At 70.6% G+C, this 13,850-nt stretch carries 10 protein-coding genes; 6 read left to right on the forward strand and 4 right to left on the reverse strand.

The features are described from left to right. Positions 1–43: 43 nt before the first annotated feature. The 3 genes from F9C12_RS02115 (at position 44) to F9C12_RS02125 (ending at position 3,766) form a co-directional block, all read left to right on the forward strand. Complete coding sequence (locus F9C12_RS02115; RefSeq protein WP_409180285.1) at positions 44–886, forward strand: undecaprenyl-diphosphate phosphatase; 843 nt, start codon at positions 44–46, stop codon at positions 884–886. A 29-nt stretch (positions 887–915) separates the two neighbouring features. Beyond that, positions 916–1,623, forward strand: a complete 708-nt coding sequence (locus tag F9C12_RS02120) for a histidine phosphatase family protein (RefSeq protein WP_409464527.1) — start codon at positions 916–918, stop codon at positions 1,621–1,623. A 91-nt stretch (positions 1,624–1,714) separates the two neighbouring features. Further along, positions 1,715–3,766 (forward strand): M3 family metallopeptidase, encoded by a 2,052-nt coding sequence (locus tag F9C12_RS02125; protein ID WP_409464528.1) that lies wholly within the window; start codon positions 1,715–1,717, stop codon positions 3,764–3,766. Between the two features lie 82 nt (positions 3,767–3,848). On the opposite strand, the gene F9C12_RS02130 is transcribed toward F9C12_RS02125, so the two are convergent. Continuing rightward, positions 3,849–5,027, reverse strand: coding sequence for a serine/threonine-protein kinase (locus tag F9C12_RS02130; RefSeq protein ID WP_409464529.1), 1,179 nt, complete (start codon positions 5,025–5,027; stop codon positions 3,849–3,851). A 237-nt stretch (positions 5,028–5,264) separates the two neighbouring features. Here F9C12_RS02130 and F9C12_RS02135 point away from each other — a divergent pair, with 237 nt between their 5' ends. Next, positions 5,265–6,515, forward strand: coding sequence for an MFS transporter (locus tag F9C12_RS02135; RefSeq protein ID WP_409464530.1), 1,251 nt, complete (start codon positions 5,265–5,267; stop codon positions 6,513–6,515). Positions 6,516–6,700: 185 nt separating this feature from the next. Further along, positions 6,701–8,437, forward strand: a complete 1,737-nt coding sequence (locus F9C12_RS02140) for a glycosyl hydrolase family 18 protein (RefSeq protein ID WP_409464531.1) — start codon at positions 6,701–6,703, stop codon at positions 8,435–8,437. Positions 8,438–8,527: 90 nt separating this feature from the next. On the opposite strand, the gene F9C12_RS02145 is transcribed toward F9C12_RS02140, so the two are convergent. From F9C12_RS02145 to F9C12_RS02155, 3 genes are all read right to left on the reverse strand, one after another. Further along, positions 8,528–10,144: a KR domain-containing protein gene (locus F9C12_RS02145; protein WP_409464532.1), complete on the reverse strand. Its 1,617-nt coding sequence runs from the start codon at positions 10,142–10,144 to the stop codon at positions 8,528–8,530. A 318-nt stretch (positions 10,145–10,462) separates the two neighbouring features. After that, positions 10,463–11,062 (reverse strand): AAA family ATPase, encoded by a 600-nt coding sequence (locus tag F9C12_RS02150; protein WP_409464533.1) that lies wholly within the window; start codon positions 11,060–11,062, stop codon positions 10,463–10,465. 596 nt (positions 11,063–11,658) lie between these two features. Beyond that, positions 11,659–12,648 (reverse strand): malate dehydrogenase, encoded by a 990-nt coding sequence (locus F9C12_RS02155; RefSeq protein ID WP_409464534.1) that lies wholly within the window; start codon positions 12,646–12,648, stop codon positions 11,659–11,661. 563 nt (positions 12,649–13,211) lie between these two features. On the opposite strand from F9C12_RS02155, the gene F9C12_RS02160 reads away from it, so the two are divergent. Beyond that, a complete protein-coding gene (locus F9C12_RS02160) occupies positions 13,212–13,850 on the forward strand; it encodes a DUF4360 domain-containing protein (RefSeq protein WP_409180292.1) in 639 nt (212 codons plus the stop codon).

Genomic DNA, 13,850 nt, shown 5'->3' on the forward strand with positions numbered 1-13,850 from the left:
GACAGCGCCCCCAGCGGGCGGGCGAACCGGCGGGAGCGGCGTGATGGGATGGTTCGAGGCCCTGGTGCTGGGGCTGGTGCAGGGGCTCACGGAATTCCTGCCGATCTCCTCGAGCGCGCACGTGCGGATCGTCGCGGCGCTGGCGGGCTGGGGCGACCCGGGCGCGGCGTTCACCGCGGTCACCCAGATCGGCACCGAGCTGGCGGTGATCCTCTACTTCGGACCGAAGATCGGCCGGATCCTGCGCGCGTGGTTCTTCTCGCTCTACCGCCCGGACTGGCGGCGCGACCCGGAAGCGCGGCTGGGCTGGCTGATCATCGTCGGCTCGCTGCCGATCGTCGTGCTCGGCCTGCTGCTGCAGGACGAGATCGACCGGGCCTTCCGCGACCTGCGGATCACCGCGACGACGCTGATCGTGTTCGGCTTGATTCTGCTGTTCGCCGACCGGACCGCGAAGCAGCAGCGGACGCTGGACCACCTGAACGTGCCGCACGGCCTGGCGTACGGCTTCGCGCAGGCGCTCGCGCTGATCCCGGGCGTCTCCCGCTCGGGCGGCACGACGAGCGCCGGCCTGCTGATGGGCTACACCCGTTCGGAAGCCGCGGAGTACTCCTTCCTGCTGGCGGTGCCCGCGGTGTTCGGCTCGGGGCTGTACAAGCTGACCGACATCGGCAAGAACGGCGAGAACGCGCAGTGGGGGCCGACGATCCTGGCCACGCTGGTCGCCTTCGGCGTCGGCTACCTGGTGATCGCGTGGCTGATGGCCTACATCAAGAAGCGCAGCTTCGTGCCCTTCGTGATCTACCGCGTGGTGCTCGGCGCCGTGCTGTTCGGCCTGGTCTTCGGCGGCGTGCTCGACCCGAACGCGGGACCCGCCGGGGGCTGACCCCGCCGATCACCGGTTAGGGTGGCGTCGTGAGTACGGTCATCTTGCTCCGGCACGGGAAGTCCACGGCCAACGGCTCGGGCGTCCTCGCCGGGCGCACCCCGAAGGTCGGGCTGGACGACACCGGCCGGGCCCAGGCCGCCGCCCTCGTCGAGCGGTTCGCCGGGGTGCCGGTCGCCGAACTGGTCGTGTCGCCGATGCTGCGCTGCAAGCAGACCGTCGCGCCGCTGGCCGCCGCGCAGGGGCTGACGAAGGTCGTCGAGCCGCGGCTGTCCGAAGTGGACTACGGCGAGTGGACCGGCCGGGAACTCAAGAACCTCGTCAAGGAACCGTTGTGGCGCGTGGTGCAGGCGCACCCGTCGGCGGCGGTGTTCCCGGGCGGCGAAGGGCTCGCCGAGATGCAGGCGCGCGCGGTGGCCGCGATCCGCGCGCACGACGCCCGGATCACCGCCGAGCACGGCGACCACGCGGTGTGGGTCGTGTGCAGCCACGGCGACGTGATCAAGTCGATCCTGGCCGACGCGCTGGGCCAGCATCTGGACGCCTTCCAGCGGATCGTGGTGGACCCGGCCGCGGTGTCGGTCGTCCGCTACACCGAAACGCGGCCGTTCGTGCTCCGGGTGAACGAACACGGCGGCGACCTGGCCGGGATCGTGCCGCCGCCGCCGAAGAAGAAGCGCGGCCGCGGCAAGAAGGCTTCGAGCGACGCCGTCGTGGGCGGAAGCACGGGCCGCTGACGATCGACAGTCCTTCCGTCGGATGCGAGACCCCGTAGGGTGGGCGGAACCACGTGGAGAACCCTGTGGAGAACCAGGAGCGCAAACCCGAATGATTTCCCCGGACAACCCGTTCGCCGCCCCCAGCGGCCTGCCGTACGAGCTGCCGCCGTTCGACCGCATCTCCGACGAGCACTACCGGCCCGCGTTCGAGGCCGGGCTCGCCGAGCACGCCGCCGACGTGGAACGGATCGCCGACGACCCGGCCGAGCCGACCTTCGAGAACACGATCGCGGCGCTCGAGCGGGCCGGCGCGCTGCTGACCCGGGTGTCCGGCACGTTCTTCAACATCTCGAGCTCGAACGCGACCGACGAGATCCAGGAGATCCAGGCCGAGCTGGCCCCGAAGCTGGCCGCGCACCAGGACGCGATCCACCTCAACCCGCGGCTGTTCGCCCGCATCGAGACGCTGTACCGCAAGCGCGCGGAGCTGGGCCTGACCCCGGAAGAGCTGCGGCTGCTGGAACGCCGGTACACCGACTTCAGCCGCGCGGGCGCCGGGCTGCCCGAGGAGGACCAGGCGAAGCTGCGCGCGCTGAACGAGCAGCTTTCCACGCTGCAGACCCGTTTTTCGCAGAACCTGCTGCGGGACACCAATGATCTCGCCGTCGTGCTCGACGACGCCGCGGAACTGGCGGGGCTCGGCGAAAGCGCGATCGCGGCGGCGGCGCAGACGGCGGCCGAACGCGGTCTCGAAGGCAAGTACGTGCTGACCCTGACGCTGCCCACCGCGCAGGCGGCCGTGGCGTCGCTGGAAAACCGCGCGGTGCGCGAGCGCGTCTACACCGCTTCGGTGTCGCGCGGCAACCGCGGCAACGAGTACGACAACAACGCCATCGTCGAGGAGATCACCCGGCTGCGCGCCGAGCGGGCCGCGCTGCTGGGCTACCCGAACCACGCGGCGTACGTGATCGCGGACGAGACGGCCAAGACCGTCGAGGCGGCCGGCGGGCTGCTGGAACGGCTCGCGCCGGTGGCGGTCGCGAACGCGCGCACCGAGGCCGCGGAACTCCAGCAGCTGCTGGAAGCGGACGTGCCCGGCGCGACGCTGCAGCCGTGGGACTGGGCGTTCTACGCCTCGAAGGTGGAGCGCGAGCGGTTCCAGCTGGACACCGCGGCGCTGCGGCCGTACTTCGAGCTGGACCGGGTGCTGCACGACGGCGTGTTCGCCGCCGCGAACCGGTTGTACGGCCTGACTTTCACGGAACGGCACGACCTGCCGAAGTACCACCCGCAGGTGCGGATCTTCGAGGTCTTCGACGCCGACGGCAGCGGGCTCGGCCTGTTCCTGATGGACTACTACACCCGCGACTCCAAGCGCGGCGGCGCGTGGATGAACAACTTCGTGGACCAGTCGCGGCTGCTCGGGCGGCGCACGGTGGTGGTCAACGTGCTGAACGTGACCAAGCCGCGCGAGGGGGAGCCGACCCTGCTCTCGCTCGACGAGGTGCGCACCGCGTTCCACGAGTTCGGGCACGCGCTGCACTCGCTGCTGTCCGGCGTCGAATTCCCGACGTTCACCGGCACCAACGTGCCGCGCGACTTCGTGGAATACCCGTCGCAGGTCAACGAGATGTGGATGCTGTGGCCGGAAATCCTGGCCAACTACGCCAAGCACCACGAGACGGGGGAGCCGCTGCCCGCCGGGCAGGTCGAGCTGCTGGAGGCCGCGCAGCAGTACGGCGAGGGCTTCCGCACGACCGAGTACCTCGCCGCGGCGCTGCTCGACCTCGCGTGGCACCGCCTCGGCCCGGACGACCGGGTGGAGGACGTGCAGCGGTTCGAGGCCGAGGCGCTGGAAAAGGCGGGCGTGGCACTGGAAAGCGTCCCGCCGCGCTACCGGACGACCTACTTCAACCACGTTTTCGCGGGCGGCTACAGCGCCGGGTACTACTCCTACATCTGGAGCGAGGTGCTCGACGCGGACACCGTCGAGTGGTTCACCGAAAACGGCGGCCTGAAGCGGGAAAACGGCGACCACTTCCGGTCGACCCTGCTGGGCCTCGGCGGCAGCGTGGACCCGATGGAGGCGTTCGCGGCCTTCCGCGGCCGCGCGCCGGAAATCGAACCGCTGCTGAAGCGCCGGGGGCTCGCGGGCGCGTAAGCTGGGTGTATAACGACCTATACGGCGGGGCTGGGGCCGTTCGCCCCGGCCCCGCCGCGGGTCTCCAGCCGGGACCCGCGGCTCACCTGATCACGATGTTCGGCAGCCACAAAACGAGCAGCACGACGAACGTGAGGAGGCCGGCGCCGAAACCGATCGGCTTGTTGTGCTTGATCGGCCAGAGCCAGAGCCCGATTCCGACCAAGACGGCGATCCCGGCGGCGAACGCCAACGGGACGAGGGTGGCTGTCCTCTGGTCGGCAGCGTGGGAAGAGCCGGAAAGGACGGCCCCGGAGGCGACGACCGCCGGGACCAGCCCCGCAGCCATCGTGAAAGTCCCGGCGAAGAACCCCTTGCGGCCGGTGCGCTGGTGCGGCGCCTTCGGCGCCGGCTCGGGTCGCGTCGGCCGGAGTCCGGTCTCGACGCGGGTTTCGCGCTTGGCCGGGCTCGGCGCGGCGGCCAGCTGCCGTGCTTCGGCGAAGGAAGGACGGCGGTCCGGGTCCTTGTCCAGCAGGCGCGTGATGAGCTCGGCCAGCGCGCCCGCGCGCTCCGGCGGCGGAGGCTGCTCGAAGAGGATGGCGGCCATCGTCGCCTTGGCGCTGTCGCGGCCGAACGGGGAGACGCCCTCGACGGCGTGATAGAGGGTGGCCCCGAGCGAGAAAAGGTCGCTGACCGCGCCGCGGCCGCGGCCTTCGAGCCGTTCCGGGGCGGTGTATTCGACCGAGCCGATGAACATGCCAGTAGAGGTCAACTGGGTGTCGGACTCGTGGGTGGCGATGCCGAAATCGGTCAGGAGCACCTGGCCGGCCCCGGTCAGCAGGACGTTGCCGGGTTTGACGTCGCGGTGCGCGATGCCCGCGTCGTGCGCGGCGCCGAGCGCGTCCGCCAGCGCCGCCGCGATCGGAGCCGCCTGTTCGGGGGAGAGGGGGCCGCCGGCGAGGCGGTCGGCCAAGGTCTGGCCGTCGACCAGGCGCATCACGATCCACGGGACGCCGCCCTCGATCACGACGTCGTGGACGGCGACGATGTTCGGATGGTCGCGCAGCCGGGCGGCGTGCCGGGCTTCCCGCTCCGCCCGCTTCAGCCGGTCGGCGTGTTCCGCGTCGCTGGAAGACGGCGGCAGCCGCATCTCTTTCACCGCGACGCTCACGTCGAGACTTTCGTCGCGAGCCCGCCACACCCGGCCGAAACCGCCGGACCCGAGTTCGCCGATCAGCCGGTAACGGCCGCCGATCATCGCACCCGGTCGCCCCTCGGCCATCCCCACCGTCCCTCTCCGCCCGCGGTCGTCAGCTTCGCCATCGTAGGGAACTCCGCTGCGTTCCGGCGTCGAACGGCCGGTTCCGGCCGCCGGTTTCCCCGCGTCCGCGCCTCCGCGAAACCGCGGCTTCGTCGGATCCGCTGACACCCGGGCCCGGGATTCGGCGGATCCGACGAAGCCGCGGAGGGGGTGCCTGACCGCACAATGCGGCGTCGCCGAATCAAGGAGGATCCGACGGTGAGCATTGGCAGTTCCGCGCCGGGCGTGCGGCGGACCGAACGGACCACGTTGGCGCTGCTGGTCGGCGTCTTCATCATCGACTACATCGACCGCGTCATGATCGCGGTCGCGCTGCCGCTGATCGGCGCGGAGTTCGGGCTGTCCAAGACCACGCAGGGGCTGGTCGTCTCCGCGTTCGCGATCGCCTATCTGGTCGGGCAGATGCCCGGCGGGCTGCTCGCGGACCGCGTGGGCGCGCGGCCGTTGCTGGTGATTTCGCTGGTGGCCTGGTCGGTGTTCACCGCCGCCACCGGGTTCGCGCCCGGGCTGGTCGTGCTGCTGGTGCTGCGCGCGGCGTTCGGGTTCGCGCAGGCGTTGTTCCCCGGCGCGGCGTTCAAGGCGCTGGCCGAGCGCACGACGCAGGAAGGCCGCAGCCGCGGCGCCGGGCTGCTGCTCGCGTCGAACTCCGTCGGGGCCGGGCTCGGGCCGCTGCTGGTCGCGCCGCTCGTGGTGGCCGCGGGCTGGCGGCACACGTTCTGGATCGTCGCGGTGGCCGGGCTGATCGTCGGGCTGGCGTTGTGGCGGATCCTGCCCGCGCCGCTGCCGCGCGAGCTGACCGAACCCGAGGCGCACGTCGCCCCGGTGAAGGTGCCGGTCTCGCGGGTGCTGCGGAACCGGCTGGTGATCCGCTGCGCGGCGATGTTCGCCTGCTTCAACATGCTCGCTTACGGGATGATCACCTGGGTCCCGTCGTACCTGGTCGAGACCAAGGGGCTCTCGCTGGTCGCGGCCGGGGTGTCGGCGGCGATCCCGCAGCTGGTGAGCGCCGCGGCGGTGCTGCTCGGCGGCTGGCTGATGAGCCGGTACTTCGACCGCAGGCCGCGCTGGCTCGTGGTGCCCGCGCTCGTCGCCGCGGCCGGGGTGCTCGTCGCGATGCTGCTGTCGGATTCGGCGACCGGGTTCACCGTGCTGCAGACCGTCGCGATGTTCATCAGCGGCCTGGCCTCGATCGGCATCGTCGGACTCCCGCTGCGGGTGCTGCCGCGCGACCTGGTCGGCGCGGGGATGGGCCTGGTGAACACCGGCGGCCAGCTCGCCGGCGTGCTCGCGCCGCTGGTGATGGGCTGGCTCGCGGACCGGTTCGGGTTCGCCGCGGCGTTCGGGTTCCTGGCGGTGTCGACGCTGGCCGCGGCGGCGATTTCGCTGACCACGCGGTCGACGAACCTCTCGCTCGGCGCGCCGGCCCCGGCCAGGGAACAGGTGGGCTGACCCACCGGGGGCCGGTGGTCCGGCGCCGGACCACCGGCCCCCGGTGGCGCCCGACGATCCGACCCGGCCGTTCGGCCGCATTAGTGGTCTAGACCTTGACGGGTGACTGGTCCAGTCCAATTCTGGGAAAGTTCCGGTCGTGCGCCGCCGCGCCGCACGGCCCCTTTTTCGGCACTGGAGCCCGCATGCGACGAAGAAGTCACTTGTCCCGATTGTCCGCTGTCCTGGCCGCCGCGGCGGCTCCGCTCGGGGTGCTGGTCGCCACCGCGGCGCCCGCGCACGCCGCGACGCCGCTGCCGAACCACGTGTTCGCGCCCTACTTCGAATCCTGGAACGGGCAGAGCCCGGCCGCGATGGCCCAGGAGGCCGGCGTCAAGCACCTGACGATGGCGTTCCTGCAGACCGCCTCGTCGGGTTCGTGCACCGTCCTCTGGAACGGCGACGCCGGCATGCCGGTGGCGGACTCGACGTTCGGCGCGGACTTCCGCGCCATCCGCTCGCGCGGCGGGGACGTGATCCCGTCGTTCGGCGGCTACACCGCCGACCACAACGCCACCGAGATCGCCGACAGCTGCACGAACGTCGACCAGATCGCGGCCGCGTACGAATCGCTGATCACCACCTACGACGTGCCGCGCCTGGACATGGACATCGAGGACAACTCGCTGACCAACTCCGCAGGCATCGACCGCCGGAACAAGGCGATCAAGAAGGTCCAGGACTGGGCCGCGGCCAACGGGCGGCAGGTGCAGATCTCCTACACGCTGCCGACCACCACGAGCGGCCTGGCCAGCGCGCTGGACGTGCTGCGGAACGCGGTTTCCAACGGGGCCAGGGTCGACGTGGTCAACCTGATGACCTTCGACTACTACGACAACGCCACGCACAACATGGCCCAGGACACCCAGACGGCGGCGGCCGGACTGGTGTCGCAGCTGGCGTCGCTGTACCCGGAGAAGACGCAGGAACAGCTCTGGGGGATGGTCGGCGTCACCGAGATGCCGGGCATCGACGACTTCGGCGCGGCCGAAACGTTCACCACGGCGGACGCGGTCACGGTCTACAACTGGGCCGTGTCCAAGGGCATCAACCTGCTGTCGTTCTGGGCGCTGCAGCGGGACAACGGCACCTGCCCGGGGACCGGCGCGCAGGACAACTGCTCCGGCATCCCGCAGGACAAGTGGTACTTCAGCCACACGTTCGCCCCGTTCACCGGCGGAACCCCGCAGCCGGGCAACGATTTCTCGGTGTCGGCAAGCCCGGCCGCGGCCTCGGTCGACCCGGGCGGTTCGGCGACCGGCAAGGTGACCACCGCGGTGACTTCCGGTACGGCGCAACAGATTTCGCTCTCGGTGCGCGGCGCTCCCGGCGGCGTGACCGCGTCGGTCAGCCCGGCCACGGTGAAGGCGGGGGAGAGCGCGAACCTGTCGATCACCACGACGGCGGCGACTCAGCCGGGCGTCTACCCGCTGACCATCACGGGTTCGGTCGCAGGCGGCGGCAGCCACAGCGCGACGTACACGTTGACTGTCAACGGAACCAGCCCGACCGGCAGCGTCGTCAACGGCAACTTCGAGACCGGCGCGCTCAGCCCGTGGACCGGGGGAGCGATCGTGTCCTCGCCGGTGCACGGAGGCAGCCACGCACTGCAGGTGTCGCCGACCGCGTCGACGACCGGGGAAGCGACGCAGAACCTGACGCTCGCGCCGAACCACGCGTACACGCTGACGGCATGGGTCCAGGGCGGCTACGCCTACGCCGGCGTCCGCGGGGGAGCGACGGCCAGTTCGTGGACCGCGAACTCCAGCTGGACCAAGCTGACGGTTCCGTTCACGACCGGCTCGTCCGGCGCGGTGACGGTGTACGTCCACGGCTGGTACGGCCAGAGCCCGATCTACGCGGACGACATTTCGGTCAGCTGATTGCTGTATAACGACCTATACGGCTGGGCGTTGGGCGAGAAAATCGGCCAGCGCCCAGCTTCCGTTAAAGAAAAAGCTCAGGACCCGAGGTCATCTTCCGGCCGGGACACTGGTCAGCAGGCCGGGGAAGGCTTCCTCGGTCGGGCGGGTCCGCTCGGCGCGGGGCGCACCGGGGCCGAACAAGACCGGTTCTTCGCTGCCGAGCGCGGCGTCGAAGACGGCGGGATCCCATCGGCCCCACGCGATTGACACCGCGGGCAGCCCGTTCGCGCGTCGGTGGACGGCGAGGGCGTCGAGGAATCGGTTGGCGGCGGCGTACATCGCTTGTCCGGGTTCGCCGAAGGCCCCGGCGAGGGACGAGAAGAGCACGAACGCGGACAGCGGCAGGTGTTTGGTCGCCTCGTGGAGGATCCAGGCGGAGTCGGCTTTCGCGCGCAAAACCGGGTCCGGGCTTTGTGGCGCGCCGAGGAGAGCGTCGGCGCAGTGGATGACCGCAGTCAGCGGCGGAGTGCAGGAGGCGAGGAGGCTTTCGACCTGATGCGGGTCGGCGACGTCGATGGCGGCGATGCGGACGTCCGCGTCGAGATCGGTCGGGAGGCGTTCGGCGGCGGGGCCGCTGCGGCTCGCCAGCACGAGGTGACGGACGCCGTGCTCGGCGACGAGGTGCGCGGCCAGCAGGGTGCCGATCCGGCCGGTGCCGCCGGTGGCGAGGACAGTGCCGGACGGGTCGATCAGCCGGACGGGGGAGGCGGTGACGGGCGCGACGCGGAAGGCGTGCGGGATTCCGTCGCGGATGGCGAGCCGGGGTTCGGTACTGCCGCCGACCAGGTCGAGGATCTCGGCGGCGGGCATCGGCTGGTCTAGGTCGACCGCGGTGATTCCGGCAGCGCTGAGCAGACCCCAGACCGCGGCGCTGGCCAGATCCGGGTCGGGTCCGGTGGCGTTGATCGTGACGGCTAGCCGGTCTTCGCGCCCCTGCAGAACGTCCAGAGTGCGGGCGGTGCGGGCGTGGACGTCGTTGCCGGTGGGGAGTTCCAGGAGTTCCGCCGGGCCGGGACGCGCGGGGACCGGGACCCATCGGGGGCGGTAGAGCAGGGTTTCGGCGGGCAGGTCGACCCGCTGGGCTCCGCTTCCGGCGAAGACCTCGTGCCAGGCCACCGGGATGCCCGCGGTGTGCAGCCGGGCGAGTTCGGCGATGAGGGCGTGGACGGAGGGCGGGGTGAGGTCGAGCTGGAGGCTGAGGTCGTCCCGGGGCCGGGTGGTCACGCGGGCGACGGCTTCCGGGCGGAGGCCCCAGGATTCCAGCAGGCAGCTCAGGGCGGCCTGGAAGGCGAAGAGCCAGTCCTGATAGTCGGCCAGGATCGTGGCGAAAGTTTCGGCGAAGAGCGGAAACCGGTGCGAGAACTCGGTTTCCCGGCCCGGGGAGAGTTTGCTGCCGCGGGAGACGAAGGTCAGCCGGGGGCGGATCGGCACGGGCTGACCGGGTGTCGCGCCGCTCGCGACCGCTTCGAGGGCGGTCCGGTCGCCGGCCGGGACCAGGACGCGGTGCGCTCGCGGGACGCGGGTTGCGAGCGAGTAGGAGAGGTCGAGGTCGGACGCCGTGCTGTCGAGCAAGGCCGCGGCGAGGGCGCGCAGGGCGACGCCGTCGCGAGCGCTGAGCAGCCAGGGCGGCGCGGGGAAGTCCGGGCGGGCAGCGGATTCTGGCATGGGAGTCTCTTCCGGAGAGGCCGGCGCGGATCGAGGAAGGACGGCGACAGGCCGGGAACGAGCGCTGGCGGCGGGCTGACCTGTCGAGGGCCGTCGAGAATCAGGATCGCGCGGGAATCGGCTGCGATTCCCGCGTCGGCCAGGGGCGCGGCGGGGCTGGTTCGCGCGCGGCACGCGGTCCGCCCGGTTAGCGGCGGACGGACCGCGTCGGCCGGGGGTGCGGCGGGGCAGGTTCGCGCGCGGCACGCGGTCCGCCCGGTTGGCGGCGGACGGACCGCGTCGGGTCTGTGTCCTGGCACTCCTCGACATATACCGCGCTCAGGCCGGGCTGGGCGGCGCGTTTCCCGTTTGGTCCCCGTTCCGTGCACGCGGTGCCTCCGCCGCTGCTCGGCGGGCAACGATTTCCGCGACCTTCGCGCAGGTTTCGTCCGCGTCGAGGCCTCCGGTGTCCAGCACTGTGCACTGTGGACGGAGCGGGAGGTACTCCGCGACGTGGTCGTGGATCCGGTCGAGCACGACCGGGCCGCCCAGTTCGGCCATCGCGTCGGCCGCCGCGTGGTAGCCGCGCGCGGCGAACCGGGCTTTCGCCTGCGAACGAGGCGCGGCGAGCATGATCTCGACGTACTCGCCGCCTGCCGCGCGAGCGGCCTCCTCGAACCGTTCGGCCTGCTCGACCTTCGCCACCAACTGCGGCATGACCACGTCGTGCCCGGCCCGCAGATGTGTCTCCGCCATGGCGAGCGCGAGCCGCCGCGCGGCCGGCAGCGTGTCCCAGAACGCGGTCCGCCAGCCGCCGATCATCGTCACCACCTGGTCGGCGTCGAGATCGAGCACTCCCGGGTGCAGATCGGCGTAGCGCCGCGCGACAGTGGATTTCCCGATGCCGCTGGGGCCGTTGAGGTGGATCAGCCGGGCCATTCCCCCGACCCTAGCGGCGGGTGCGCCGATCCCGCCGGGCGCAGACCGTCGAGGACGATTCCGCCGCCACTGGTCCTCGCCCGGGACGAGCCCGATCGTGCGGCCCGGCGGGATCGCGGTGGCGAGCGCGAAGGGGGGGGGGGGGGGGGGGGGGGGGGGGCCGGCCTTCTTTGCGCCCGCAGGACCGCGGCCAAGCACGCAAGCCACGGCGCTCGCGGATGCGGGGGAGAGGTCCGGGATGTGACCGTCCGGACCTCGATCCGAGACGGGGGAGCGCAACTGCAGGTCGCATCCCGGAAGTCCGGAATGGACGGTGCTGCCGATCCCAGCGCGTTGCCGGTCCAGGCGGCGAATGTGGGCCGGGTTTACGACCAGCTGACCGCCGACCTCCGCGACGGGACACGGATCGTGCCCGGCACCGCCCGCCGACTACACGACCTACTCTCCACTGTATAACGACCTATACGGCGGGCGATGAGAAAACACACCCACATCGTGAGACCAAGCCCAACATCCACGACCCCAAAACCAGCCAAAGACGCGAAAACGAATGATGGCCGCCCCGAAACCGGGGCGGCCATCGTGGAAAACGAACCTCAGATCAGGCCCAGCTTGCGGACCGCGTCGCGTTCCTCGGCCAGTTCGGCCACGGAGGCGTCGATGCGCTGGCGGGAGAACTCGTCGATCTCCAGGCCCTGGACGATCTCGTACTTGCCGTCCTTCGCGGTGACCGGGAAGGAGGAGATGAGGCCTTCCGGGACGCCGTAGGAGCCGTCGGAGACGACGCCGGCCGAGGTCCAGTCGCCCTCCGGGGTGCCGTTCACCCAGGTGTAGACGTGGTCGATCGCGGCGGAGGCGGCCGAGGCGGCCGAGGAGAGGCCGCGGGCCTCGATGATGGCGGCGCCGCGCTTGGCGACGGTCGGGATGAAGGTGTCGGCGAGCCACGTCTGGTCGTTGATGGTCTCGGCGACGTTCTTGCCGTTGACCTCGGCGTGCTGCACCGACGGGTACTGCGTGGCCGAGTGGTTGCCCCAGATCGCGACCTTCTTCAGGTCGGTCACGGCGACGCCGAGCTTCTTGGCCAGCTGGGCCAGCGCGCGGTTGTGGTCGAGGCGGGTCATCGCGGTGAAGCGCTCGGCGGGCACGTCGGGGGCGTGCGACTGGGCGATCAGCGCGTTGGTGTTGGCCGGGTTGCCGACCACCAGCACCTTGATGTCGTCGGCCGCGCCGGCGTTGATGGCCTCGCCCTGGGGCTTGAAGATGCCGCCGTTGGCCTCGAGCAGGTCGCCGCGCTCCATGCCCTTGCTGCGCGGGCGGGCGCCGACCAGGAGGGCGATGTTCGCGCCGGAGAAGGCCTGCTTCGGGTCGTCGAAGATGTCGATGCCGGCCAGCAGCGGGAACGCGCCGTCGTCCAGCTCCATCGCGGTGCCCTCAGCCGCCTTGACCGCCTGGGGGATCTCCAGGAGCCGCAGCTTCACCGGGGTGTCGGCGCCGAGCAGCTGACCGGACGCGATGCGGAACAGCAGCGCGTAGCCGATCTGGCCGGCCGCACCGGTGACGGTGACGTTGACAGGGGCTTGGGTCATTGCGCTTCTCCAGCTTGAGACGACTTTGGCTAGTACCGAGGATGCTAGCCCTACCGGCGGGCGTCGTCCGGGTGCGTCCAGTCACGGTAGCCAGGATCACGTTCCGGCCCGGCGGGACGCGGCTCGATGCGACTTGAGTAGTGGGGCGAAGGGCGTAACTCGAGATCACGATCGAGTTGCGGCCGGGTCCGGGCGTGCCGGGCCCGGCCGCGGCGGGTGGCGCGGGGCGCGGCGGCGGTGCGGGCGGGCGGCCGGATCGCCCGGGGGAGCGGGGTCTGCGCGGTACCGGGCGCGGTGCGCGAACTGTCCCGATTGCCCCGGTTTTCGCGGCCTTTTTCGCCGGATTGTCCGGACCAGCCGGGAAGAGTGGTTCTGCGTGGTGTATTTTTGAATCATTTTTGTTGATTCGTCAATTGTCCATAATAGCTCGTGTCAACGGTTTGTTAACACGTTGCTGTGCGCAGCTAAGCATAAACGTTGCTCCATTCAGTGGGACTCGGAGAGTGGTTGCCGCGCTACCCTGTCGAAACCCCCCACCCCTCGGAAGTAATGGGAAGGAACCCATGCTTGCCACGATGTCCGCTGCGCTTTTGGCGCTGACTTCGACGATTACCCCGCATTCCTGGCCGCAGAATCCGCCGCCGGACAAAATTATCATCGACGTGGCGACGGTGAACGGGACCGGCTGCCCGCCGGACACGGCCGCGGTTTCGGTTTCCACGGACAACACCGCGTTCACCGTCACCTACAGCCAATACACCGCGCAGGTCGGCGTCGGCGCGCAGCCGACCGACTTCCGCAAGAACTGCCAGATCGGCCTTCGCGTGCACGTCCCGCAGGGGTTCACGTACGGAATCGCCTCGGCGGACTACCGCGGATTCGGGCACCTCGAAAAGGGCGCGTACGGCGTGGAACGCGCGAACTACTATTTCCAGGGAAACTCGCCGACCGCCTACGCGACACATCGGCTCGACGGGTTCTACGACAATGACTGGCAGTTCTCGGATTCGACGGACATCGACGCGATTATCTACGAGCCGTGCGGCCAGGAACGCAACCTGAACATCAACACGGAATTGCGGGCGTATGCCGGGACTTCGGACCCGGCGAAGACGACGAGCTTCCTGACGATGGACTCGACGGACGGCAGTGTCCAGACGGTTTACCACTTCGCCTGGAAGACCTGCCCGCCCACGCGGTAA

The sequence above is a fragment of the Amycolatopsis sp. GA6-003 genome (genome assembly GCF_046267895.1).
Classification (GTDB): domain Bacteria; phylum Actinomycetota; class Actinomycetes; order Mycobacteriales; family Pseudonocardiaceae; genus Amycolatopsis.

What these genes read in the sequence shown, in the direction of transcription:
- F9C12_RS02145 (WP_409464532.1), bottom strand. Translation starts at nt 10,144, where the DNA reads ATGCCAGAATCCGCTGCCCGCCCGGACTTCCCCGCGCCGCCCTGGCTG.
- F9C12_RS02150 (WP_409464533.1), bottom strand. Translation starts at nt 11,062, where the DNA reads ATGGCCCGGCTGATCCACCTCAACGGCCCCAGCGGCATCGGGAAATCC.
- F9C12_RS02160 (WP_409180292.1), top strand. Translation starts at nt 13,212, where the DNA reads ATGCTTGCCACGATGTCCGCTGCGCTTTTGGCGCTGACTTCGACGATT.
- F9C12_RS02125 (WP_409464528.1), top strand. Translation starts at nt 1,715, where the DNA reads ATGATTTCCCCGGACAACCCGTTCGCCGCCCCCAGCGGCCTGCCGTAC.
- F9C12_RS02140 (WP_409464531.1), top strand. Translation starts at nt 6,701, where the DNA reads ATGCGACGAAGAAGTCACTTGTCCCGATTGTCCGCTGTCCTGGCCGCC.
- F9C12_RS02155 (WP_409464534.1), bottom strand. Translation starts at nt 12,648, where the DNA reads ATGACCCAAGCCCCTGTCAACGTCACCGTCACCGGTGCGGCCGGCCAG.
- F9C12_RS02130 (WP_409464529.1), bottom strand. Translation starts at nt 5,027, where the DNA reads ATGGCCGAGGGGCGACCGGGTGCGATGATCGGCGGCCGTTACCGGCTG.
- F9C12_RS02115 (WP_409180285.1), top strand. Translation starts at nt 44, where the DNA reads ATGGGATGGTTCGAGGCCCTGGTGCTGGGGCTGGTGCAGGGGCTCACG.